Below are 22,066 nucleotides of genomic sequence, written 5' to 3'. Positions count from 1 at the left end.
GAAACTCGTCCGTTCGTTTCGTTCCCATAGTTCATCTCCTTTGCTGCAATAAATGCTATCAAAGGAGCGGCATCAAACCGCGACACGTCCAAACCTCTCAGAGGTTCGCCGGACGCATCAATGCTTACTAGTGCAAACATAATCGGCGGTGAACTCCGAATAATCTCCCGTTCGAGCTCAGCAACGCTGCCCAAAAGATTGAGCATGAGGTTCCCGGTGGGCGTTGAGGTGTCAAGATTGAGAGCAATGATCTTGAGGCGTGTCCCTCTCTCCTCGAGCCGTTGCCAAATCTCCATAAGGTGAGCCACGGAGAAAGCTAGGGGGTCGAGCTTTGTCACCACAAGGGTGGGTCCCCTTCCCGGAGGAAGGGTAATGCCTCTTCGAACCTTTCTCGCGCCCTCACGTCCACTGAAGAGGCTTGCTCCTCAAAGATGCGTTCGTAACCCTCAGCCTTGTGGTCCCGTAGCTGGGCTTTAAAAGGAACTGAACGGGCCTCACGTTCGATGAGCAAGTCAAAAGGACCAAAGCGAATGTCAAAGATGATCATGGGTCGCTACCTCATTAAATGATGTGCATCAGGAGCGATGTGCGCTCAACTTGGTTTCGCGTCAGAATTAATTCACCCCATTGAAAAATATACACTAAAGGGACTTTCCCGCAGATAGAGAGAGGTGATCATGTGGTGGCCCCACCGGGGGGGGGTATGCGCGGCACGATAAATAATCTCTGGTACTCAGATTTTTTTGCCAAATTATTTGGCCCCCTTGAGGTGTCCCTCACTTGTCCCCCCTGGTCTCTCTTGAAAAGTGAACCGTGGTTCACCTTTGGTCTGTCTTGAGATGTGCACGGTCATGCACTTTTGCTCTGGTCTCACGCTCAGTGGCCGCTGGGTTGTCCCTTAGGGCACGTAGTCGTTCGACCTTACGGAGATCGTCGAAGGTCGCCGCTCGGGTCTCGGGCTTAGGGGCTGCCTTGGACTTCCCTATGGCGAGGACTTCGCGGATTGATGAGCAGCGGTTGAAAAGGACAGCGTGCTGTCTTTTTGCTTTCGAGACACTCATGTAGCGTCGGGCATGGCGTCTGAAGAAAAGGGGGTAGTTGAACTACCCCTTAATGGAAAGAAGGGGGAACCCGTGACCTGCTGCTTTTCTCTCACAGCCTATTGACAATCCTTGTACCACTTCAGTACCACATCAGCAACAACTAGCGGCTGACTTGCCCAATGAAATAAGGGACTTCGCGGAGGTTGGGTTTGCACGAGAGCCATCTCAGGTGCGCCATTTATCTAAATTAGATGTTTCGGGCACATGAGCGAGTAGCGTTTCCGCTGCAAATGCTCTGTTCGAACTCCCAACGTATGCGTGCCTTCATCTAAAAAAAAGAGCGCCCAAAGGCGCTCGTCACTTCGAAATTGTACGTAGTGTTTAGCCGCCCCAGCTGCGAACCTCGCCGCAGTCCATGTGGACAAAATTCGAGCGGTAGTATTTGCCGACGCCCCCCGCGCGGCAGGAAATGGCGGCTTTGGCCATTTGCGAAACCGAGCGTGAAGACAACCGCAAGTCAGCCGCCTGACCCTTCATGTGCAGGGAATTCTTGGCAACGCGGCGGGATTTCGATCGCAGCATCGCGTTAGTCTGAGGGGACCGGTAGCCGGACAACAGCATATAGGGTTCGTTGACATCCAGCAGGTTGTGAGATGCGGCCATGATGTCAATTGTGCGCAGGTCCATGGACTTGGACTGATCGGTACGCCAGTCGCGCATGAAGTGGTTCACTTCCTTGACGGCGTCTTTGATGTAATTGCCGTCAACCCAGTAAATCATGTCGATGCGTTCACCGGTGCGCCCGGAATACATGCGAATGCGGCGAATATCACCGCCGCCGCGAAGGAATCCTGCTGCATTGGAATAGGTCGGTGCGGCTACTACCGCTGTGGCCGCGAACGCACCCAATAGGGCGCGCCGGGTCAAGCCCGAAGCACTGCTCTTGGTCATTTCGTTTTTCGTCCCGTACTAGTTCCTGCCTGCACACGATGTTACGTGCGCCGTATTAATTTTTTCCCATCCCAGATGCGGAAGTTATGACACAGACGGATTCGTCCGCCAAGAAATCTTTCGGATACACCAATTCAAGGGGGAAATATCGGCAGGTTTTTGCGCAACTGATGCAGCGATGCATATATTACAGAAGGTTAGGGAAATCACTTTCCAAGGCGATGCAATCACGCATCAGCAGATGTTAGAAGCGCAGATTTGATGAATTTGTGAATAGACAATCGGGCGGTCCGCCAATCATACTGGCTCGGCGCTGAGTGTATCGGTGCAAAGCATTGAATAACCAAGGCCATCTCATGTTTTCTGTTTTCCGGACCTGTACCAGTATCCTCGCGACCGCCTGTTTCGCAGCAGCAGCGGCCTTTGCCGATTCCGAGACAAACCCACCGACCGCCTTCCGCATGGCGGTTGCCGAGTCGTTGGATTCGGGGTCTTCGCTGGCTGAATACTACAAAACAAACGGGTTTTCGCCGATCTGGGTTGGGCAGACCGAACAGCATGCTGAACGCCGGACTGCTTTGATTAAGGCCCTGTCCAATGCCGCGTTCCACGGGTTGCCGGATGCGCGTTATGATGTCCAGGCTCTGCTGGACCAGATGCGCGCTGCCCGTTCCCAGAGGGACTTGGGTTCAGTCGAAGCGGATTTGAGCCGGGTTTTCCTGCGTTATGCTACGGATATGTACTCGGGCGTGTTGAGCCCTTCACAGATTGACGATGGTTTGGTGCGCGAAGTCGATCGCAGGTCGCCGCAGTTACATTTGCAAGGTGTCGCATCAGCCACAGGGGCGACGTACATAGAACAACTGGTGCCAGAGTCCCTGCAATACCGGTCTTTGCTGAAACAGAAAATGGTCCTTGAAAATCTGGTTGAGCAGGGCGGTTGGGGGCCGACTGTACCAGTTGCAAAACTCGAATACGGTGATACCGGACCCAATGTCATTCGGTTGCGTGACCGTTTGGTGGCTATGGGTTACCTGAGACCAACCGCCAGCCCGGAATTTGATGCCGCAATGCTGGGGGCCGTGCGGGCGTTTCAGACTGCCCATGGGCTCGAAGCGGATGGCGTTGCCGGAAATGGAACCCTGACCGAAATCAACCGTCCGGCCAGCGACAGGCTCAAAGCTGTCTACGTCGCGCTTGAGCGGGAGCGTTGGTTGCCACACTCACGAGGCGCGCGTCATATCTTGGTGAATCAGGCGGACTTCTCGGCGAAGATCGTGGATGAAGGTCAGGTATCATTTGAGACGCGGGCCGTAATCGGCAAGAACACCCATGATCGGCGCAGTCCCGAATTCTCGGACATGATGGAACACATGGTGATCAACCCGAGCTGGTACGTACCACGCTCGATCATCACCAAGGAATATTTGCCAAAACTTCAGTCCAACCCTAATGCGGTCGGTCACATCCAGATCACGGATCGAAGTGGCCGTCAGGTCAATCGTGGCGCCGTGGACTTTACGCAATTCACTGCACGGGATTTTCCGTTCGCGATGCGGCAACCACCCAGCAAAAGCAATGCGTTGGGCCTGGTGAAGTTCATGTTCCCAAACAAGCACAACATCTATCTGCATGATACGCCGCATAAAAACCTGTTTGCCCGCGAGGTTCGCGCTTTCTCGCATGGCTGCATCCGCCTGGCGCAGCCCTTCGAGTTCGCCTATGCCTTGCTGGCCCGGCAGGAAGAGGACCCCAAGGCTTTTTTTCACAGGGTTCTGAATACCGGCAAGGAAACAAAGGTAAACCTCGCGCAGTCGGTTCCTGTTCACATCATCTATCGGACGGCGTATGTCGGTCCAAAGGGTGAAGTTCAGTACCGCCGGGATGTCTACGACCGCGATCGCAAGATCTGGGAGGCTCTGCAAAAGGCAGGGGTGGTCCTGCCGGACGTTCAGGGGTAATCACTGGGGCAAGTCCTGATACAAGGAAGCCCTCTATGCAATTCACAATCAAGCAAATCGCCGAAGCGCTGGACGCCGAATGCCAGGGCGATACCAGCCTGATCGTCTATCGTGCCGCCGAACCCCGAGATGCAGGCGCAGATGATCTGGCCATGGCCATGTCGCCCAAATACGCCGACGCACTGTCCGGCGGGTCGGCAAAGGCGGCGGTTGTGTGGGAAGGCGCGGACTGGCAGGGGATGGGCTTGCAGGCCGCTATCTTTGTGCCGCGCCCGCGGATGGCGATGGCAGGAATTACGGCGATGCTGGACCGAGGCCAGGGGGTCGCTCCGGGTATTCACCCTTCGGCCGTAATCGATTCGACCGCAGAGATTGCCGAAAACGTTTCCATTGGCCCACTTACGGTCATTGGTGCGCGGGCTCGCATTGGGGCCGGTTCAGTTATCGGCGCGCATTGTGTTGTCGGAATGGACGCCGTTCTGGGAGAATCTGCGGTTCTGCGAGAAATGGTCAGCATCGGTGCACGTGCAAGGATCGGTGACCGCTTTGTCGCGCAACCGGGTGCGCGCATTGGCAGCGACGGGTTCAGCTTTGTCACTCCGGAAGTGTCTGGCGTGGAAAACGTTCGCAAAACGATGGGAGATGCGGGGGATGCCAAGGCCCAGAACTGGCTGAGGATCCATTCGCTGGGCGCGGTGGAAATCGGCGATGATGTTGAGGTCGGCGCGAACTGCACCGTTGACAACGGCACCATACGCAACACCGTGATCGGATCGGGTTCCAAGCTGGATAACCTAGTCCACGTGGGACACAACACGCGCGTTGGGCAGGACTGCCTGTTATGCGGGCAGACCGGTGTTTCGGGGTCCGTTGAGATCGGAAATCATGTTGTTCTGGGTGGCCAGACCGGCGTCGTGGACAACATTTTCATCGGGGATGGCGTGATTGCCGGCGGGGGCACCAAGATCCTGTCCAATGTTCCGGCCGGGCGGGTAATTATGGGTTATCCGGGCATAAAAATGGAATCTCATACCGATATCTACAAGGCCCAACGCCGCTTGCCGCGCATGGCGCGTGACGTAGAGGCGCTGAAAAAGGCTGTTTTCAAACAGTCTTCGAGCGATTAAATCACAACCACCGTGATAATCAGAGGACCGATATGAGCATCACCGACCGCGTCATCTCCATCATTGCTGAGCAAGCCGTGCTGGAGCCTTCGGATGTGACGCCCGAAAGTACGCTCGAGGACCTGGGTATCGACAGTCTGGGCCTGGTTGAAAGCATCTTTGCTATCGAGGAAGAGTTCGACATCTCGGTGCCGTTCAATGCCAACGAACCGACGGCCAGCGATTTCGATATCTCAAATGTTGCAGCTATCATTTCAGGTATCGAAAAGCTTGTGTCGGAAAAGGTCTGACTGAGCCTCATGAAACGCGTTGTCATTACCGGGGCGGGCACGATCAACTCGCTGGGCCATTCCGTTCCCGATACACTAGAGGCCATGCGCGAAGGCCGCTGCGGCATCTCTGAACTTGAGTTTCGCGATGTCGATCGTTTGGCTATCAAGATCGGTGGGCAGGTCAGGGGGTTCGAGGCCGAAGGCCGGTTCAATCGCCAGCAAATGTCGCTCTATGATCGGTTTACCCAATTCACATTGACGGCTGCCAAAGAGGCCATCGATCAGTCCGGGATCGAATTTCATGGCGACCTTGCGGCGCGTTCCGGTGTCGTTCTGGGAACGGCCGGTGGCGGTGTTTCCACATGGGACGACAATTACCGGTCAGTCTACGAAGACGGCAAGAACCGTGTTCATCCTTTTGTTGTTCCCAAGTTGATGAACAACGCAGCCGCCAGCCATGTGTCAATGGAGCATAACCTCAAAGGCCCGAGCTTTACCGTTTCGACGGCGTGCGCCTCGTCAAATCATGCTATGGCACAGGCTTTCCAAATGGTTCGCAGCGGGGCTGCGCCCACGATGATCACAGGCGGTTCGGAATCCATGTTGTGTTTCGGGGGCGTAAAGGCCTGGGAAGGCCTGCGTGTGATGTCCAAGGACGCATGTCGACCGTTCAGCGCCAATCGAAACGGTATGGTCCAGGGCGAGGGCGCCGGGGTGTTCGTGTTTGAAGAATATGAACATGCGCGTGCGCGCGGCGCTGACATCCTGTGCGAGGTTGTGGGTTTTGCAATGTCGTCTGATGCATCCGATATTGTCATGCCCAGCAAACAGGGGGCATCCCGTGCGATGGCCGGGGCCCTGGCTGATGCAAAGCTGAACGCGAGCGAAGTGGGCTACATTAACGCCCATGGGACCGGCACCGCCGCCAACGACAAAACTGAATGTGCAGCGGTCGCGGACGTTTTTGGACCGCATGCGGATGATCTTATGATCTCGTCCACAAAGTCCATGCATGGACATCTGATCGGCGGGACCGGAGCGGTGGAACTGCTGGCCTGCATCATGGCTTTGCGGGACGGGATAGTTGCCCCGACAATCGGCTATGAGGAGCCTGATCCGGAATGTGCGCTGGATGTGGTCCCTAATATTGCGCGCGAAGCAAAAGTTGACGTTGCACTCAGCAACGCGTTTGCCTTTGGCGGATTGAATGCAGTCCTGGCATTGAAGCGGATCTGAAGCCAAAATAGCTTACCAACCAAAAACGCCGCCGAAGATTATTCGGCGGCGTCTTTGATTGTTGGTCCGGATGATGTTCAGTTGATTTCCAACTTGTCGAATCCTGCAGTGAACCCTGCCAGAGAAATCTCAATCTCAAGAAGTTGGTTGGGTGCCAGAACCGAGACGACAGACATTTTGGCCGTGCTGCCCGCCTTCATGGCATCGACATCGCCTTGAGTGAACCCAAGCTGGGCCACGCAGCCGATGGGGTTGCAATGGTGGTAGTCATAACGTTTCCCCGGAGCGCCATCGATCGACAAAGCCAGTTGCGCTTGCAACATGATTTCGAGCGGTACAATGACTGTTGCGCCTGCAACTGCTGCGACACCTTCGGGCAATTTGTTGACCGATATCTCCGCAATTGGCTGGCCTTCTTGCCCGGACAGCGTCTGCCGCAGCAAGCAGGGGTCCTTACCTGCTTCTGTTTTGAGGCATCTGATTTCCCAGTCGCCGCTTTGCTCTTTGACGTATTGTTCACCTACGCGCGGACCGGTTTCGCCCAGGTCCAGATCGGAAGCCGCTTCCGTCTGCGGTGTCTCTGCCGGAGTTTGGTCGTCCTGAGATGTTTCCTGCGCGGCTGCGGTGCTGCACCAGAGTGCCGCGGAAACAAGGCTGAAAGACAGGATGTTCTTGATCATGAGTGCCTCGGTTGCGTGATTGAGCTTTTTGCCCGGTCTATCATCGTTAAAACAGGGTGTCAGTCACTAAGCTGCATTATTGGACGGATGTGAACGGATTCTTGCCCATTTGTTCTGTTATTTACAAAGTCCGGGCCAATGGAAAAGGGAGCCGGTGGAGCGGCTCCCTTCCTAGAATTTTCTCCCCGTCGGACTGGCCGACTTATTTATACGCAGACGTTACGAAAGGGGGGCGCACGGGTCAACTGCTAACCTGAATTTTTAATATACTGACCAGTTCATTTTAATGCGGGCCGAAATCAAAAATGCCGTGCCCGAAGGCACGGCCAGTCGACAGGGAGGAAGTCTGCCACCCCGGAGCCTTCGCCCATGAGGCGGCAAATAAACTATCGCAGTCAAAGGTTAACTTTGTATGCTGTCGTGGGATCGGTGATAAGCAAGGCGAATAATTCATGAACAACAGTATTTTCCTGGGTGGCGGTGGCAAGGATTACGCTGAACCGCAGGGCCTGACGCTGAAGTATGCCAACCGACACGGTTTGATCGCCGGGGCCACCGGGACAGGCAAGACCGTTACGCTACAAATTCTGGCCGAAGGTTTCTCTAAGGCGGGCGTGCCTGTGTTTCTATCAGATATCAAAGGTGACCTGTCTGGTCTGGCCTTGTCAGGAAGCCCGGATCACAAATTGCATCAGGCGTTTCAGGATCGCGCGCAACGCATCGAGCTGACTGATTTCGCCTACGCTGCCTGCCCGGTAACTTTCTGGGACCTGTTTGGCGAGCAGGGACATCCGGTCCGAACCACAGTCACCGAGATGGGCCCCTTGCTGCTGTCGCGCCTGATGGAACTGAGCGAGGCACAGGAAGGAATCCTAAACATCGCATTTCGTGTGGCCGACGAAGAAGGGATGCCGCTGTTGGACCTCAAGGACCTGCAGGCTTTGCTGGTCTGGATCGGTGAAAACCGCGCGCAGCTGTCCCTGCGATACGGCAATGTATCTACAGCGTCGATCGGGGCGATTCAGCGCCGCTTGCTGGTTCTTGAAAACCAGGGCGGAACCAAACTGTTCGGAGAGCCAGCGCTGGATCTGGCGGATCTGATGCGAACCGATCAGAACGGGCAGGGGATGGTGAATATTCTGGCCTCGGACAAATTGATGGGCGCGCCTCGACTATACGCAACGTTCCTGCTGTGGCTGCTGAGCGAACTATTCGAAGAACTGCCCGAAGTGGGCGACCCCGAGAAACCCAAACTGGTTTTCTTTTTCGACGAAGCCCATCTGCTGTTCGATGATGCCCCGAAGGTTCTGGTGGACAAAGTTGAACAGGTCGCGCGCCTGATCCGGTCAAAGGGAGTCGGTGTGTATTTCATATCCCAAAACCCGGCCGACATACCCGAGGATATTCTGGGCCAGTTGGGCAACCGCATTCAGCATGCCTTGCGGGCTTTCACGGCACGGGATCGCAAGAACCTGCGGTTGGCTGCGGAAACCTATCGTGAGAATCCCGAGTTCGATACCGAGGAAGCCATCCGAGAGGTCGGTGTGGGTGAGGCGGTAACGTCAATGCTGCAGAAGAAGGGCATACCCGGGATCGTCGAGCGCACATTGATCCGGCCACCGGGGTCACAGCTTGGCCCGATCACGCAAACCGAACGGCAGGCGATCATTGATGCGTCGGGGATGCGGGCAAAATACGATCAGCCCGTCGATCGAAAGTCGGCGTTTGAAATACTTCAGGCCCGGGCCGACGCAGCAGCAAAGGAAGCCGAAGCTGCCGAGGCAGAAGATCTGTTTGAAACACAGACACCTGCCGAGCGCGAGTTTGCCGCGGCCCGCAGATATTCCGGGCAGCGCGTCAGCCGATCCTCTTCCCGCGTTTCGCGGAAACAGGACACGTTTGCATCAGCCATGAGTCAGGCGGTGATCAAGGAACTGAAAGGGACGACCGGCCGTCGCATCGTGCGTGGCATACTTGGCGGGTTGTTTCGCAATCGCTGAGTGAATGCGCCGTTTCTAATTGAGGCGGCGCTGACCTTCCTGTCGGCAGTATGCGTCCGCCTCGGCGACTGACATCTTAGTTGCCGGATAGTCGATGGCCCGATCCCAAATGACCCGGTTCAGAGTATAGAGCTGGCAGGTCACAACCCCTTTTGGTGTTTGGATCTGGACAGGTGTTGTTTCAAGGCTTTCTGGGGACGGAACGCAGGCTGTCATAGCCGCGAGAACAGGCAGAACCAGTGCTGCTTTGGTGGTTGGTGCTTTCATGGTGGAACACAACTTTTCTAGGTTAACATACAAAATCGTTACAGATCGGCGGTTTAAGTGTGAGTGAGTGCCGAACAACAGCCAGAAACCATCTGGCTGATATACCCGTCTAGTCAGTTTTTCCTATCGATGCAACAAACCGCGCCGGATAGCCGGCGCGGTTCACTTAATTGTAAGAAGTTTGAAATTATTTTTCGGGGATCAAACCACGCGGGCTGAATCTAAGAACAATCAATAGAATCAATCCCATGGTAAACAACCGCATATGCGCGGCGCTGTCGATCAGGTGCGCTTTGAGTGCACTTCCGTCAGGCATACCCGCAGTGATCAGATTCATCAGCCACAGACCGATGGGCTCTACCTGAACCCAAAGGAACCAGATCAGGAACGCACCAAGGACGGCGCCAAAGTTGTTGCCCGATCCGCCCACGATCACCATGACCCAGACAAGGAAGGTGAACCGCAGCGGGTTGTAGGTGCCTGGCGTCAGTTGCCCGTCCAGCGTCGTCATCATCGCGCCCGCTATGCCGCAAATGGCCGAGCCCAGAACGAAGATCTGCAGGTGGCGGCGGGTGACGTCTTTGCCCATCGCCTCGGCGGCGACCTCGTTGTCGCGAATGGCGCGCATCATGCGACCCCACGGGCTTTTCAATGCCATCTGCGCCATCCAAAGCAGAACCAGAAGGACAATTAGGAACAGCAAGGAATAGCCAAGTTTAACGGACAGTGTTGAAGCCGTCACCGGGTCCAGTCCGAACCATTCGGCACGGGCAACGAAGCCGGGGTCATTCTGCAGGTCGACCTCATACCCGACCACAGGGGAAGGGCGGGGAATGCCGTAGACGTTCTTGACACCACGCGCCAGCCAGTCCTCGTTCTTCATGATCGCGATTATGATCTCGGCAATACCGAGCGTCGCAATTGCCAGATAGTCCGAGCGCAAACCCAGTGCGGTTTTGCCGATCAGCCAGGCCGCTCCGGCGGCCAGCAGCCCACCAGCAGGCCAGGCCAGCAGCACGGGTAAGTTCAGACCGCCGATATTGCCTGCAACGGCAGGGTCAATCGCCTCGATTGCGGCAACGTTGGGATCGAAGATGGCGCGGTAGATAAAGAAACCAACGACCAGAATACCAATGATTGCCAGGGTCTGTGTGCGCCCCTTGGGCATCTTCTGTGCAACCATCACGGCCGCAACAACGGTTGCGGCCCCCAGCAACAGCGCGAGGATCACGCCAAAGCCACCACCGGACCAGGCTCCCGGCGTTGGCGCGGTCGAAACCAGCACAACAGCCAGCCCGCCCAGCGCAACAAAGCCCATGACGCCGACATTGAAGAGGCCCGCAAAGCCCCATTGCAGGTTCACCCCAATCGACATGATGGCCGAGATCAGGCCCATGTTCATGATCAGGATCGCCGCGTTCCAGCTTTGCGTGAACCCGGTCAGCAGGATCAGAGCGCCAACGACAACAAATAGCAGTGTGTTTTTGACGGGCTCGCTCATATCACTTTCCCCTTGAACAGACCCGTGGGCTTAAACAGCAGCACAATCAGCAGGATCGCAAAGCTGACGGCGAATTTGTAATCGGTGGACAGGAACTGGACCAAGCCTGACGGCTCCAGACTTTCCGGCGCCAGATAGGTCAGTACCTTTTTCCACGCGTAGGTGATCGTCACTTCGGAAAACGCGATGATGAACCCGCCCGCGATGGCGCCCAGAGGGTTGCCAAGCCCGCCTACGATCGCCGAGGCAAAGATAGGCAGTAGAAGCTGGAAATAGACAAAGGGCTTGAAGCTTTTGTCGAGGCCGTAAAGCACACCCGCCGTGGTCGCCAGCGCAGCCACGATGATCCAAGTGATCATCACCACACGTTCAGGGTTGATGCCCGACAGCAGAGCCAGATCCTCGTTATCGGAATAGGCCCGCATCGATTTACCGGTGCGGGTTTTGTTCAGGAACCAGAACAGCAGCGCCACGGCAACAACCGCCACGATCACAGTAATGCCCTGAGAGGTCTTGATCGCCAGCCCTTCTTGCAGGCCGGTCATCGCTTTGAAGTCTCGCGCCGAAACAATGAACCGGGCGCCGTCCGAGAACCTTTGGTCGTCCGGGCCGATGATAAAACGCACAAGCCCATTCATGATGAACATCACGCCCATCGAAACGATCACCAGAATGACCGGCTTGGCCTTTTGTTCTCGGTAAAAACGATAGACCAGCCGGTCGGTGATCAGCACCAGAACGATACAGCCCAAAATGGCAAAGGGCAGGGCCAGCAGAGCGGTCGGCAACGGCCCGAAACTGACCCCGGCGGCCTGCAGGCCCCATGTGACCAGCACGGCAATCATCGCACCAAAGGCCATCGTGTCGCCATGCGCAAAGTTCGAGAACCGAAGGATGCCATAGATCAGCGTCACCCCCAACGCGCCCAGCGCCAACTGGCTGCCATAGGCGATCGCGGGAACAAGGACGAAGTTGGAGAGCGCCACAAAGGCGTTGAGAAAGTCCATTAATTTGCTCCTCCGAATGACGAGCATTTTCCATGCCATTGGGAGATTACGAACTCTCCGACGGTAGAAGTGTGACGAGAACGGACTGAAGACCCGTTCTCCGAGATTGATTTTGTTTGAGCTTTCAAAGACTGTGGTGCTAGAAGATTGGCGATGGCAGCGGAGTGTAGTGGTCGCATTCTCACCCCCCCAAAAAACTCTTACGAACTTCGGGATCGGCCAGCAGTTCCTTGCCCGTGCCGGTATAGGCGTTCCGCCCCTGAACCAGCACATATCCCTTGTCCGCGATCTCCAGCGCCTGACGGGCGTTCTGTTCCACCATCAGGATCGGCAACCCGGTGCGGGAAACCTCGATGATCCGGTCAAACAACTCATCCATCACAATGGGTGAGACTCCGGCGGTCGGTTCGTCCAGCATCAGAACTTTGGGCTGAGTCATCAGCGCACGGCCCACGGCGACCTGCTGGCGCTGTCCACCCGACAGCTCTCCGGCGGCTTGGTTGCGTTTGTCGCGCAGGATGGGAAACAGGTCATAGACCTGCTCCATCGTCTGACTGATGTCGTCGCGCCGGATGAAGGCGCCCATCTCCAGATTTTCTTCCACCGTCATCGAAGTGAAGATGTTCGAGGTCTGCGGCACAAACCCCATCCCCCGGATCACACGGTCCTGCGGGGTGAGGTTGGTAATATCCTCGCCGTCCAGTCGCACCGAACCGGACCGGACGTCCAGCATTCCGAAAACGGCCTTCATTGCGGTCGATTTGCCGGCTCCGTTCGGGCCAACGATCACGGCGATTTCGCCCTTGTCGACGGCGATGGTGCAGTCATGCAGAATATCCGGACCCTTGCCGTAGCCACCCGTCATCGTGTCGCCGATCAGAAAGGGACCACCTTCGACCCTGTGGGTTTCGCCGCTTTTGCTGTGTGCAGGCGTCATGGTGCCGGCACCGCGGGTGTTGGTGATCGAGGCGTCCTTGTTGCCGTGGTCATCCTGATAGGGATTGTCGCTCGTGCCAGCGGTCATGTTTGGGCCTCCAGCTTGTCCTTGTTTTTCAAACCGGTGCCCAGATAGGCTTCGATCACGTGCTCATTGGCCTTGATTTCGTCCAGCGTACCTTCGGCCAGCACCTTGCCCTCGGCCATACAGATGACCGGATCGCAGATCTTGCCGATGAAATCCATGTCGTGCTCGATGACCACAAACGTATAGCCGCGTTCCTTGTTCAGGCGCAGGATCGTGTCGGCGATGGTCATCAGCAGCGTGCGGTTCACGCCCGCGCCGACCTCATCCAGAAACACGATCTTGGCGTCGACCATCATGGTGCGGCCAAGTTCCAGCAGCTTCTTCTGCCCACCCGAAACCTGACCGGCTTTGTGGTCGGCCAGATGCTCGATGGTCAGGAACTCCAGAACCTCGTCGGCTTTCGCGCGCAAAGCGCGTTCCTCATCTGCGATGCGCTTGCGTCCGAACCACGTGTTCCACAGCGATTCCCCTGATTGGGCACCGGGAACCATCATCAGGTTTTCGCGGCAGCTCATCGACGAGAATTCGTGCGCGATCTGGAAGGTGCGCAGCAAGCCCTTGTGAAACAGCTCATGCGGAGGCAGGCCGGTGATGTCCTCGCCGTCCATGAACACTTTTCCGCTTGTGGGGGGCAGTACCCCGGCGATCACGTTGAACAGAGTGGTTTTTCCGGCCCCGTTCGGCCCGATCAGACCGGTGATTGAACCCTTTTGGATTTCCAGCGATGCCCCATCCACCGCATGAAACCCGCCGAAATGCTTATGCACGTCTTCGACGACGATCATATTATCCCCTTGCCGCCCTGTTCGGCGTTCTTGTTGTCCCATCCCCAGAGAAGAGGTGCGGTCTTTTGTCATTGAAACAGCCCGGACACAAGGCCCGGGCTGCTCGATTTATAAGTTGTGCTGAGGCGTCAACGGAAGTTGACTGTCTTGTTTTCGCCGTCGGTCACTTCGATCTCGCGGTAAGAACCAGCGCTCTCGCCGGGGCCGATCAGTTCCACGCCCGAGGCGCCGACATAGTCGATGTCCTGACCTGCAGCCAGCAGTTCCAGACCCTTGGCCAGTTCACCCGGATAGATCTTTTCACCCGGAGCGTTGGCGACGTCCATGATCTTGGCACCGTAGTCGGCCGGGTTGGTCGACCCAGCGGCCTGCATGGCCAGCATGAACAACGCGGCGGCGTCATAGGATTCAGGCGAATAAGGCGACGAGCCGTCGAAGCCACCGGCCTCGGCCATGGCAAAGTACTTCTCGGCACCTTCACCACCCGAACCGGCGATCTGACCGAACGAGCCGTTCAGGTCTGGTCCCACATTCGCGGGCAGCGAGTCACCGATCATGCCGCCGGGCAGACCGAACGTGTCGAATGCACCGCTGTCCAGTGCCGATTGGATGATGCCCAGACCGCCCTGGTCCAGATAACCGGCAACCACCAGAATATCGCCACCTGCCGACGCCAGAGCGCCAACTTCGGCCGAATAGTCGGCTTTGCCGTCTTCGTGCGCCGCAACAATGGTGATTTCACCGCCAGCTGCTTCGAACGAAGTCTGGATCGCGTCCGCCAGACCCTTGCCGTAATCGTTGTTGGTGTAAGTCAGAGCGATCGAGTTGATGCCGCGGTCTTTCAGAATGTCTGCCATCACCTGACCTTCGCGCGCATCCGAAGGTGCGGTGCGGAAGAACAGGCCGTTGTCTTCCATGGTCGACAGACCGGGCGACGTTGCCGACGGCGAGATCATGACCATGCCGTTCGGGATTGCGACGTTCTGCAGGATCGCTCCGGTCACACCCGAGCAGTCGCCGCCGATGATGCCGGCAACGCCATCGGCAATCATGCGTTCGCCGTTCGAGGTGGCCAGACCGTTGTCGATGCAGCCGGTATCGGCCCGGGTTCCGGTGACGGTTGCGCCATCCAAAAGTTTGCCGGATTCCGTGACTTCGGCCATCGCCATTTCTGCGCCGGACCCCATCGCCGGTGCCAGTGATTCAATTGGGCCGGTGAAGCCGAACAGGATACCAAGTTTGACATCTTCGGCCATGGCGGTACCGGCCAGCAAAGCGGTTGCTGCAGTTGCTGTTAGCAGCTTTTTCATAAGGTTACTCCCATATTGGAACGTTAACGTCCGGCCATGACCCTAGGCAAGCAATGCGAAAAAGGAAAGTCCTAACGAAAAAGTGCTTTTGCTTGTCCGAACTCTATTTGTTTTGTTGGGTTTAACCAAAACTTGGGCGTCTGGCCAAAGCAGGAGGGTAATGATGATCAGGGTTTGCGCGATTCTTTCGATGCTGGGGATTGCTGTGACCGCATGGGCGGACGAACTGCAAACCTCGCAAGGCCCGGTAAGTGTCGAGGAAATGGCCACCGGGCTGGATACGCCGTGGGCGATCGGGATCATCTCCGACGACATATTTCTGGTGACGGAGCGAGACGGCGATCTTTTGTACTTCGACGGGGACAGAAAACATCTGGTCTCGGGTGTGCCTGCCGTGATCGCATCGGGGCAGGGCGGTTTGCTGGATGTCACAATCGCACGTGATTTCGCGCGTAGCAGAGAGATTTTCCTTACCTTCTCCAAAGCTCAACAGGGTGGTGCCGGCACAGCGGTCGCGGTGGCGCGTCTTGCGGAAGACGGCAAAAAGCTCACCAACGTCCGCATCATTTTCCAGGCCGTCCCGGGCGGATCAGGAGGCCGCCATTTCGGCTCGCGCGTGGTCGAAGCAACGGATGGCAGATTATTCGTGACGCTGGGCGAGCGTGGGGACCGTCCTGCGGCCCAGGACAGGTCCAATCATCTGGGGACGGTCATCCGGATCAATCGCGATGGCTCAGTTCCCGCAGACAATCCCTTCGTGGGTCAGGCCGCGATACGGCCTGAAATCTGGTCTTACGGCCATCGAAACCCGCAGGGCGCAGGGCTTGACGCCCGGGGCCGTTTGTGGGTGTCGGAACATGGGGCCAAGGGTGGTGACGAGGTCAATCTGGTTCAGCCCGGCGCCAATTACGGTTGGCCCGTTATCTCGTACGGTGTTCACTATTCCGGTCAGAAGATCGGTGAAGGCACGTCGAAGCCGGGTATGAAGCAGCCCGAACATTACTGGGACCCCTCCATCGCCCCTTCGGGATTGCTTGTCTATTCCGGCAAAATGTGGCCCAAGTGGAAGGGGGATATCTTTGTCGGGTCGCTCAAGTTTGACTATATCGCGCGTCTGGCAGGTTCTCCGCTGCGCGAGGTGGAACAGATCAAAGGCCCCATGACCGAGCGTGTGCGGGACATCGTCGAAGGTCCCGATGGGGCAATCTGGTTCATTTCCGTGGGGCAGGGCGCGGTTTACAGGATGTCACGCTGAGAGCGCCAACCGCGCGGCCCTTAAACCGACAACCGCCCGCTTTGCGTTCCGCGCTCACGATAAGGGGTCGTGTTGTAGTGCGCCCGGTAGCATTTCGAGAAATGCGAAGGGCTGGCAAAGCCGCAGGCGAGTGCCACGTTAATGACGCTCATATCCGTCTGCATCAGCAGGTTGCGGGCCTTGTGAAGACGCAGTTCCATATAATACCGCTTGGGTGATCGGCTTAGGTAGCGACGGAACAGACGCTCCAGCTGGCGGGTCGACATGCCGACTTCTTTCGCCAGAATCGAAGGCGAAATCGGCTCTTCGATGTTTTTTTCCATCATCAGAATGACCTGACTCAGCTTGGGGTGCCGCACACCGATCCGTGTCGGGGTCGACAGCCGCTGCGTATCCTGATCTGTGCGGATCGATGAATAGATCATCTGGTCGGCCACGGCGTTTGCCAGATCCTCACCGAATTCATCAGCGATCAGCTTGAGCATCAGGTCGATGGACGAAGTACCGCCTGCGGTCGTCATGCGATTGCCGTCGATCAGGAACACCGATTTGGTCAGTTCCACTTCATCGAACTCCTCGATGAAACTGTCGGAGTTTTCCCAGTGGATCGTCGCCCGTTTTCCGTCCAGAAGACCGGCCTTTGCCATCGTGTAAGCCGCTGTACACAGCCCGCCGACCTTGAGCCCTCGGCGTGCCTCGCGACGCAACCAGTTCAGCACTTTTTTCGTGGTTGCGGACTGAACATCGACACCGCCGCAGATCAGGACAACCTCGTCGCGCCGCAGTTCGATCAGGTCGGCGTCCAGTTTGAAGGTTGTTCCGGCGGAACAACTGACGGTCTCACCGCCTTCGCCCACCAGTGACCACGTATAAAGCTGGCGACCGGCCATGCGGTTGGCGATCCGCAGGCTGTCCAGCGCGGACGCAAAGGACAAAAGTGAGAATTTGTCCAGCAAAACGAAAACAAAGTTTTGCGGATTGGACGCAGTGTCTGGCACCGTGACAACTTGGCGTTGCTCTTTCATGGCGTGATGTCCTTGATTCGGCGCCGGGTGATCGTTTTCCCGGCGTCAGCTTTATCAGTCACCATGACCAAAGCTTGTTTGCGGCGTCAAGGGGCGCAAATGGGATATGGTCACTCTTCAATACATTTTGTATAGAGGCGACCTGACTACTTCAGCGGAGATCAAAGCTATGACAGAATGGCAAAAAACGGACTGGCGCAACAAGCCACGGGTTCAGATGCCAGACTATACCGACGCGGCCGCCCTGGCCAAGGTCGAGGCCCAGCTTTCGCAGTATCCCCCGCTGGTTTTTGCCGGTGAGGCGCGGCGCCTCAAGCAACATCTGGGTGCCGCCGGTCGCGGCGAAGCCTTCCTGCTGCAGGGCGGGGATTGTGCTGAAAGTTTTGAACAATTCAGCGCGGACGCGATCCGCGACACCTTCAAGGTGATGCTGCAGATGGCGATGGTTCTAACCTATGGTGCAAAGGTGCCGGTGGTCAAAGTCGGCCGCATGGCCGGCCAGTTCGCCAAGCCGCGCAGCGCCCCGACCGAGGTGATGGATGGCGTCGAACTGCCCAGCTATCGTGGTGACATCATCAACGAATTGGCCTTCACGCCCGAGGCGCGGATTCCGAATCCGGACAAGATGCTTCAGGCCTACACGCAGGCGGCGGCCACGCTGAACCTGTTGCGCGCATTTTCGACCGGCGGATTCGCGGACATGAGCCGTGTCCACTCCTGGACACTGGGCTTCACCGACAAACAGGATGTCCAGAAATATTCCGAGATCGCGGATCGTATTCAGGACACCATCGATTTCATGGGCGCAGCCGGGATCACGGCGGATACAACGCATGAGTTTTCGACGGTTGAGTTCTACACCAGCCACGAAGGGCTGTTGCTGGAATATGAAGAGGCCCTGACGCGGCTTGATTCCACGTCCGGCAACTGGCTGGCTGGCTCCGGTCACATGATCTGGATCGGCGACCGCACCCGTCAGCCTGACGGTGCGCATGTCGAGTTCTGCCGTGGCGTTCAGAATCCGATCGGACTGAAATGCGGCCCGACCACAACGGCCGAAGACCTCAAGGTTCTGATGTCGAGGCTGAACCCGGAGAATGAAGAAGGCCGCCTGACCCTTATTGCACGCTTTGGTGCGGGTAACGCGGGCGAGCATCTGCCGCGCCTGATCAAGGCCGTCAAGGAAGAGGGCGCCAAGGTGACCTGGGTCTGCGATCCGATGCACGGCAATACGATCAAGTCGGCCACGGGCTACAAAACCCGCCCGTTCGACTCGGTCCTGCGCGAAGTGCGCGACTTCTTCGGTGTGCATCAGGCCGAGGGCACCATCCCCGGCGGCGTTCATTTCGAGATGACAGGTTTGGACGTGACCGAATGCACCGGTGGCGTGCGGGCCGTGACCGAAGAAGACCTGTCAGACCGCTATCATACCGCCTGCGACCCACGCCTGAATGCGTCCCAGTCGCTGGAGCTGGCGTTCCTGGTCGCTGAGGAACTGACCAACCTCCGCCGCGACCGCGTTAAGCGCGAAGCCAGCTGATAGTGCTTCCCAGAAAAGCAGAACGGCGGGCCATGGTGCCCGCCGTTTTCATTTGATCGGATTAGTTCAATCCTTTCGCGAAACGACAAGCCGCAAATGAGAGGCGGGGTGTTTGAACCCTTCTTGTTTCTCGGCAAACCCCTCGGCCAATTGTTTCTGTACGTTTTGGGGGGCTTGGATTTCGGAAACAGCGCGGATCCGACTTTCCTTGATCGCAAAACGTCTGGGGGTGGCACCAATGGTGCCGTCGCTGACCATCACGCCCAGTATCCGGCTGACATCGCCCAGATCGCTTCTCAGTGGCAAAAGGATCATGCGTGCCTGCAAACGCGCGCTGCCCAAACGTCCTTTTGAGAGCAGGTCCATCTCTGCCAGCGCGGGTTCCGAAAAAACCCGTTCCAGAACTTCGGTAATCTGCCGCCTCGCAGAGGCCTCGAAAAATGCGGTAAGGGGCATGCCGCGGACTTCCATGCCAGCCAGTTTGGTCTGATGGCTGCCTGCAAGGCGGAACCGCGCCAGACCGGGGGCGATACGTTCAAGAACAAAGGTGTATTCCAGAATATTCTCAAGTCCGCGCGGGTCGATCTGTGACCGCATCGGAACGCCGTCACCGGTTAAAAGAGCCGTCCAGTAGGCTTCGGCCTGACGGATCGGAGTAAGACTGCGCCCACTGTCAAAACGATCCATTGCAACGATCTTTCCAAATTTGGACCCGGAACCATTCCCGAAAAGAGACTTCACTTTCGTCACCCCGTACCAATCAAACGCCATTTTCATAAAATGCTACGCATTACGGCCATAGGCGTTCCAACAACCATGAAAGGAAGATTGGCACGGGTTAACTCAATTTTGGAGGAATTCTTTAACGAATGGTTAACTTCCGGGAGTTCACGCAATCACAGCAAGGTCTTGCCCTGTGGCGGTCTATGGCATTAGGTGCGGCAAGCACGCAGGAAATGGCATCGACAGAAAGGGCAGGCATGATCAGATCCATGACCGGATTTGCCTCGGGTAAGGGGGCTTTCGGGCCGCATAGCTGGACGTGGGAGCTCCGCAGCGTGAATGGCAAGGGTCTGGACATGCGCCTGCGCCTGCCGGATTGGCTGACCGGATTGGAAGCCGCCTTGCGGGGGGAACTGTCCAAATCTCTTAGCCGCGGCAATGTGACTTTGTCGTTGCGGCTGAGCCGCGAAGAAACGGCACCAGATCTTGTGCTGAATGAAACCGCGATGGAATCGGCATTGGATGCGCTGGCTCGAACAGAAAACATGGCTGCAGCGCGTGGCTTGACGCTTGCGCCATCCTGTGCCGCAGATTTGCTTGCGTTGAAAGGCATGATGGAAGCGGGCAATGATACGGACGATGCCGCGCCTTTGGTCGCACATCTTCAGTCTGAATTTCCTGCACTTCTGGGCGCCTTTATCGACATGCGGCGGGCCGAGGGGAAAGCGTTGGCCGGTATACTTGACGGGCAACTGGATCAGGTCGCGGCGCTGACAGCTCAGGCGGCTGAGTTGGCCGAAAAGCGCAAAGGCAAGGCTGCCGAGGCGTTGCAGGAGAACCTGGCCCGCGTTCTGGACAACGCTCAGGGTGCGGACCCGGACCGCGTCGCGCAAGAGCTTGCGCTGATCGCCGTTAAGGCGGACATCACCGAAGAGATTGACAGACTGGGTGCCCACGTGATCGCCGCCCGCACTTTGCTGGCGCAGGACAGTGCGGTAGGACGCAAGCTGGATTTTCTGATGCAGGAGTTCAACCGCGAGGCCAACACCTTGTGTTCCAAGGCGCAAAGCGCGGAGCTTACCGCCGTAGGCCTCGAACTTAAGGCTGTGATAGATCAAATGCGCGAACAAGTGCAAAACGTGGAATAAGATCGGAGCGTAAGGATATGGCGGATAGACGAGGCCTTCTTATCATTTTGTCCTCGCCATCGGGCGCGGGCAAATCCACGCTGGCCAAACGGTTGATGAGTTGGGACACAGAGCTGGAGTTTTCAGTTTCGGCAACAACCCGCGCGCCGCGACCGGGCGAAGAACACGGGCGCGATTACTATTTTTTAAGCGAAGACACGTTTCGTCAGCAGGTTTCAGACGGTCAGATGCTGGAACATGCGCATGTTTTCGGAAACTTCTATGGCTCTCCCGCAGGTCCGGTTCGCGAGTCGATCAACAGTGGCAAGGATGTCCTGTTCGATGTCGACTGGCAGGGTGAGGTGCAGATCCGGAACTCGGATCTGGGCAAACATGCGCTTTCGATCTTTATTCTTCCGCCTTCGATTCCGGAATTGCGACGCAGGTTGGAAAGCCGGGGGCAGGACAGTGAAGAAGTGATCGCCAAACGGATGCTCAAAAGCTGGGACGAAATCAGCCATTGGGGGTATTACGATTACGTGCTGATCAATGACGATCTGAATGCAACCGAAGAAAAGCTGAAGACGATCGTCAGCGCCGAGCGAATGCGCCGCATTCAGCAACCCGCGTTGCAGGATCATGTGCGGACATTGCAAAGTGAGTTCGAGGGTTTGTCATGACCATCTACGCATTGGGCGAACACACACCGCAACTTCACGAGGATACCTGGGTTGCGCCCGACGCCAATTTGATTGGGAAGGTCGTGCTGGAGCAAGGCGCCTCGGTCTGGTTCGGCTGCACCATCCGCGCCGATCACGAGGAAATTCGCGTGGGTGCGGGCAGCAATGTGCAGGAAAACTGCGTCATGCATATCGACGCCGGTTTCCCGCTGACCATCGGGGCCAATTGCACCATTGGCCACAAGGTCATGCTGCACGGCTGCACAATCGGTGAGAATACCTTGATCGGGATGGGTGCCATCGTTCTGAACGGGGCCAGGATCGGCAAGAACTGCCTGATCGGGGCCGGGGCGCTGATCACCGAAAACAAGGAGATTCCGGACAATTCCCTAGTCATGGGATCGCCCGGAAAGGTCGTGCGCCAGGTGGATGAGGCGACGGCGCAGCGGCTTACACTCAGCGCGCTGCACTATCAGGACAATATGCGGAAATTTCGTGAAACCCTGAAGCCGATTTCATAGGCCTTTTGAAGAGACAAGTAGAAAGGCCGCG

Annotated in this window: 21 protein-coding genes; 10 read left to right on the top strand and 11 right to left on the bottom strand. The window is 57.0% G+C overall.

What is annotated here, in order from left to right:
* Both ACR0CG_RS08640 and mepK read right to left on the bottom strand, forming a co-directional pair.
* The coding region (locus ACR0CG_RS08640) for a recombinase family protein (protein ID WP_480524123.1) at nt 1-338 on the bottom strand (338 nt) is incomplete at its 3' end.
* A gap of 1,086 nt (nt 339-1,424) precedes the next feature.
* Nucleotides 1,425-1,994, bottom strand: a complete 570-nt coding sequence (gene mepK / locus ACR0CG_RS08635; RefSeq protein WP_170615006.1) for a peptidoglycan L,D-endopeptidase MepK — start codon at nt 1,992-1,994, stop codon at nt 1,425-1,427.
* A 356-nt stretch (nt 1,995-2,350) separates the two neighbouring features.
* Between mepK and ACR0CG_RS08630 the strand changes: the two genes are divergently transcribed.
* From ACR0CG_RS08630 to ACR0CG_RS08615, 4 genes are read left to right on the top strand one after another with little or no spacing between them, the layout of a single operon-like run.
* On the top strand, nt 2,351-3,955 hold the full coding sequence (locus tag ACR0CG_RS08630; protein ID WP_480524121.1) for a L,D-transpeptidase family protein: 1,605 nt from the start codon (nt 2,351-2,353) through the stop codon (nt 3,953-3,955).
* A 35-nt stretch (nt 3,956-3,990) separates the two neighbouring features.
* Entirely contained in the window at nt 3,991-5,082 is a 1,092-nt protein-coding gene (gene lpxD, locus ACR0CG_RS08625; RefSeq protein WP_480524119.1) for a UDP-3-O-(3-hydroxymyristoyl)glucosamine N-acyltransferase, read from the top strand.
* A 32-nt stretch (nt 5,083-5,114) separates the two neighbouring features.
* Entirely contained in the window at nt 5,115-5,372 is a 258-nt protein-coding gene (locus ACR0CG_RS08620) for an acyl carrier protein (RefSeq protein WP_170806364.1), read from the top strand.
* Nucleotides 5,373-5,381: 9 nt separating this feature from the next.
* Nucleotides 5,382-6,590, top strand: a complete 1,209-nt coding sequence (locus ACR0CG_RS08615; RefSeq protein ID WP_170615010.1) for a beta-ketoacyl-[acyl-carrier-protein] synthase family protein — start codon at nt 5,382-5,384, stop codon at nt 6,588-6,590.
* 77 nt (nt 6,591-6,667) lie between these two features.
* On the opposite strand, the gene ACR0CG_RS08610 is transcribed toward ACR0CG_RS08615, so the two are convergent.
* Nucleotides 6,668-7,270: an invasion associated locus B family protein gene (locus tag ACR0CG_RS08610; RefSeq protein WP_170615011.1), complete on the bottom strand. Its 603-nt coding sequence runs from the start codon at nt 7,268-7,270 to the stop codon at nt 6,668-6,670.
* A 452-nt stretch (nt 7,271-7,722) separates the two neighbouring features.
* Between ACR0CG_RS08610 and ACR0CG_RS08605 the strand changes: the two genes are divergently transcribed.
* Nucleotides 7,723-9,270 (top strand): helicase HerA-like domain-containing protein, encoded by a 1,548-nt coding sequence (locus ACR0CG_RS08605; protein ID WP_480524117.1) that lies wholly within the window; start codon nt 7,723-7,725, stop codon nt 9,268-9,270.
* 15 nt (nt 9,271-9,285) lie between these two features.
* On the opposite strand, the gene ACR0CG_RS08600 is transcribed toward ACR0CG_RS08605, so the two are convergent.
* The 6 genes from ACR0CG_RS08600 to ACR0CG_RS08575 form a co-directional block, all read right to left on the bottom strand.
* Nucleotides 9,286-9,537, bottom strand: a complete 252-nt coding sequence (locus ACR0CG_RS08600; protein WP_480524115.1) for a hypothetical protein — start codon at nt 9,535-9,537, stop codon at nt 9,286-9,288.
* Between the two features lie 187 nt (nt 9,538-9,724).
* Nucleotides 9,725-11,038 carry a branched-chain amino acid ABC transporter permease gene (locus ACR0CG_RS08595; RefSeq protein WP_480524114.1) on the bottom strand — a complete coding sequence of 438 codons (1,314 nt, stop codon included), beginning with the start codon at nt 11,036-11,038 and terminating at the stop codon, nt 9,725-9,727.
* On the bottom strand, nt 11,035-12,045 hold the full coding sequence (locus ACR0CG_RS08590) for a branched-chain amino acid ABC transporter permease (RefSeq protein WP_170615015.1): 1,011 nt from the start codon (nt 12,043-12,045) through the stop codon (nt 11,035-11,037). Before ACR0CG_RS08590 ends, ACR0CG_RS08595 begins: the two co-directional genes overlap by 4 nt.
* Before the next feature lie 181 nt (nt 12,046-12,226).
* Nucleotides 12,227-13,069 (bottom strand): ABC transporter ATP-binding protein, encoded by an 843-nt coding sequence (locus tag ACR0CG_RS08585; protein WP_170806362.1) that lies wholly within the window; start codon nt 13,067-13,069, stop codon nt 12,227-12,229.
* A complete protein-coding gene (locus ACR0CG_RS08580) occupies nt 13,066-13,854 on the bottom strand; it encodes an ABC transporter ATP-binding protein (protein WP_480524111.1) in 789 nt (262 codons plus the stop codon). The genes ACR0CG_RS08585 and ACR0CG_RS08580 overlap by 4 nt, the downstream gene beginning before the upstream one ends.
* Before the next feature lie 128 nt (nt 13,855-13,982).
* On the bottom strand, nt 13,983-15,164 hold the full coding sequence (locus ACR0CG_RS08575; RefSeq protein ID WP_170615018.1) for an ABC transporter substrate-binding protein: 1,182 nt from the start codon (nt 15,162-15,164) through the stop codon (nt 13,983-13,985).
* A 163-nt stretch (nt 15,165-15,327) separates the two neighbouring features.
* Here ACR0CG_RS08575 and ACR0CG_RS08570 point away from each other — a divergent pair, with 163 nt between their 5' ends.
* On the top strand, nt 15,328-16,419 hold the full coding sequence (locus ACR0CG_RS08570; protein WP_480524133.1) for a PQQ-dependent sugar dehydrogenase: 1,092 nt from the start codon (nt 15,328-15,330) through the stop codon (nt 16,417-16,419).
* A 20-nt stretch (nt 16,420-16,439) separates the two neighbouring features.
* Here ACR0CG_RS08570 and ACR0CG_RS08565 read toward each other — a convergent pair whose 3' ends face one another.
* The gene (locus ACR0CG_RS08565) at nt 16,440-17,444 is read right to left on the bottom strand and encodes a GlxA family transcriptional regulator (RefSeq protein ID WP_480524109.1); all 1,005 of its coding nucleotides are present in this window, start codon (nt 17,442-17,444) and stop codon (nt 16,440-16,442) included.
* 169 nt (nt 17,445-17,613) lie between these two features.
* Here ACR0CG_RS08565 and ACR0CG_RS08560 point away from each other — a divergent pair, with 169 nt between their 5' ends.
* Nucleotides 17,614-18,984 carry a class II 3-deoxy-7-phosphoheptulonate synthase gene (locus tag ACR0CG_RS08560; protein WP_480524107.1) on the top strand — a complete coding sequence of 457 codons (1,371 nt, stop codon included), beginning with the start codon at nt 17,614-17,616 and terminating at the stop codon, nt 18,982-18,984.
* Between the two features lie 66 nt (nt 18,985-19,050).
* Here ACR0CG_RS08560 and ACR0CG_RS08555 read toward each other — a convergent pair whose 3' ends face one another.
* Nucleotides 19,051-19,671 (bottom strand): PAS domain-containing protein, encoded by a 621-nt coding sequence (locus ACR0CG_RS08555; RefSeq protein ID WP_480524105.1) that lies wholly within the window; start codon nt 19,669-19,671, stop codon nt 19,051-19,053.
* Between the two features lie 293 nt (nt 19,672-19,964).
* On the opposite strand from ACR0CG_RS08555, the gene ACR0CG_RS08550 reads away from it, so the two are divergent.
* The 3 genes from ACR0CG_RS08550 to ACR0CG_RS08540 are packed head-to-tail and all read left to right on the top strand — an operon-like array spanning nt 19,965 to nt 22,035.
* Nucleotides 19,965-20,855: a YicC/YloC family endoribonuclease gene (locus tag ACR0CG_RS08550; protein WP_480524103.1), complete on the top strand. Its 891-nt coding sequence runs from the start codon at nt 19,965-19,967 to the stop codon at nt 20,853-20,855.
* 17 nt (nt 20,856-20,872) lie between these two features.
* Nucleotides 20,873-21,514 (top strand): guanylate kinase, encoded by a 642-nt coding sequence (gene gmk / locus ACR0CG_RS08545; RefSeq protein ID WP_170615024.1) that lies wholly within the window; start codon nt 20,873-20,875, stop codon nt 21,512-21,514.
* Nucleotides 21,511-22,035 (top strand): gamma carbonic anhydrase family protein, encoded by a 525-nt coding sequence (locus tag ACR0CG_RS08540; protein ID WP_480524101.1) that lies wholly within the window; start codon nt 21,511-21,513, stop codon nt 22,033-22,035. The genes gmk and ACR0CG_RS08540 overlap by 4 nt, the downstream gene beginning before the upstream one ends.
* Nucleotides 22,036-22,066: the final 31 nt, after the last annotated feature.

The sequence above is a fragment of the Ruegeria sp. AB8 genome (assembly GCF_056542605.1).
Note: the sequence above shows the minus strand (reverse complement) of the source record. Positions and strands in the feature narration are given on the sequence as shown.

Bases quoted from the DNA above. Each gene is read 5' to 3' on its own strand.
- ACR0CG_RS08580 (WP_480524111.1), bottom strand. From the start codon at position 13,854: ATGATCGTCGTCGAAGACGTGCATAAGCATTTCGGCGGGTTTCATGCG.
- ACR0CG_RS08560 (WP_480524107.1), top strand. From the start codon at position 17,614: ATGACAGAATGGCAAAAAACGGACTGGCGCAACAAGCCACGGGTTCAG.
- ACR0CG_RS08550 (WP_480524103.1), top strand. From the start codon at position 19,965: ATGATCAGATCCATGACCGGATTTGCCTCGGGTAAGGGGGCTTTCGGG.
- ACR0CG_RS08565 (WP_480524109.1), bottom strand. From the start codon at position 17,444: ATGAAAGAGCAACGCCAAGTTGTCACGGTGCCAGACACTGCGTCCAAT.
- mepK (WP_170615006.1), bottom strand. From the start codon at position 1,994: ATGACCAAGAGCAGTGCTTCGGGCTTGACCCGGCGCGCCCTATTGGGT.
- ACR0CG_RS08605 (WP_480524117.1), top strand. From the start codon at position 7,723: ATGAACAACAGTATTTTCCTGGGTGGCGGTGGCAAGGATTACGCTGAA.
- ACR0CG_RS08555 (WP_480524105.1), bottom strand. From the start codon at position 19,671: ATGGATCGTTTTGACAGTGGGCGCAGTCTTACTCCGATCCGTCAGGCC.
- lpxD (WP_480524119.1), top strand. From the start codon at position 3,991: ATGCAATTCACAATCAAGCAAATCGCCGAAGCGCTGGACGCCGAATGC.
- ACR0CG_RS08610 (WP_170615011.1), bottom strand. From the start codon at position 7,270: ATGATCAAGAACATCCTGTCTTTCAGCCTTGTTTCCGCGGCACTCTGG.
- gmk (WP_170615024.1), top strand. From the start codon at position 20,873: ATGGCGGATAGACGAGGCCTTCTTATCATTTTGTCCTCGCCATCGGGC.
- ACR0CG_RS08620 (WP_170806364.1), top strand. From the start codon at position 5,115: ATGAGCATCACCGACCGCGTCATCTCCATCATTGCTGAGCAAGCCGTG.
- ACR0CG_RS08595 (WP_480524114.1), bottom strand. From the start codon at position 11,038: ATGAGCGAGCCCGTCAAAAACACACTGCTATTTGTTGTCGTTGGCGCT.
- ACR0CG_RS08615 (WP_170615010.1), top strand. From the start codon at position 5,382: ATGAAACGCGTTGTCATTACCGGGGCGGGCACGATCAACTCGCTGGGC.
- ACR0CG_RS08630 (WP_480524121.1), top strand. From the start codon at position 2,351: ATGTTTTCTGTTTTCCGGACCTGTACCAGTATCCTCGCGACCGCCTGT.
- ACR0CG_RS08590 (WP_170615015.1), bottom strand. From the start codon at position 12,045: ATGGACTTTCTCAACGCCTTTGTGGCGCTCTCCAACTTCGTCCTTGTT.
- ACR0CG_RS08570 (WP_480524133.1), top strand. From the start codon at position 15,328: ATGATCAGGGTTTGCGCGATTCTTTCGATGCTGGGGATTGCTGTGACC.
- ACR0CG_RS08575 (WP_170615018.1), bottom strand. From the start codon at position 15,164: ATGAAAAAGCTGCTAACAGCAACTGCAGCAACCGCTTTGCTGGCCGGT.
- ACR0CG_RS08540 (WP_480524101.1), top strand. From the start codon at position 21,511: ATGACCATCTACGCATTGGGCGAACACACACCGCAACTTCACGAGGAT.
- ACR0CG_RS08600 (WP_480524115.1), bottom strand. From the start codon at position 9,537: ATGAAAGCACCAACCACCAAAGCAGCACTGGTTCTGCCTGTTCTCGCG.
- ACR0CG_RS08585 (WP_170806362.1), bottom strand. From the start codon at position 13,069: ATGACCGCTGGCACGAGCGACAATCCCTATCAGGATGACCACGGCAAC.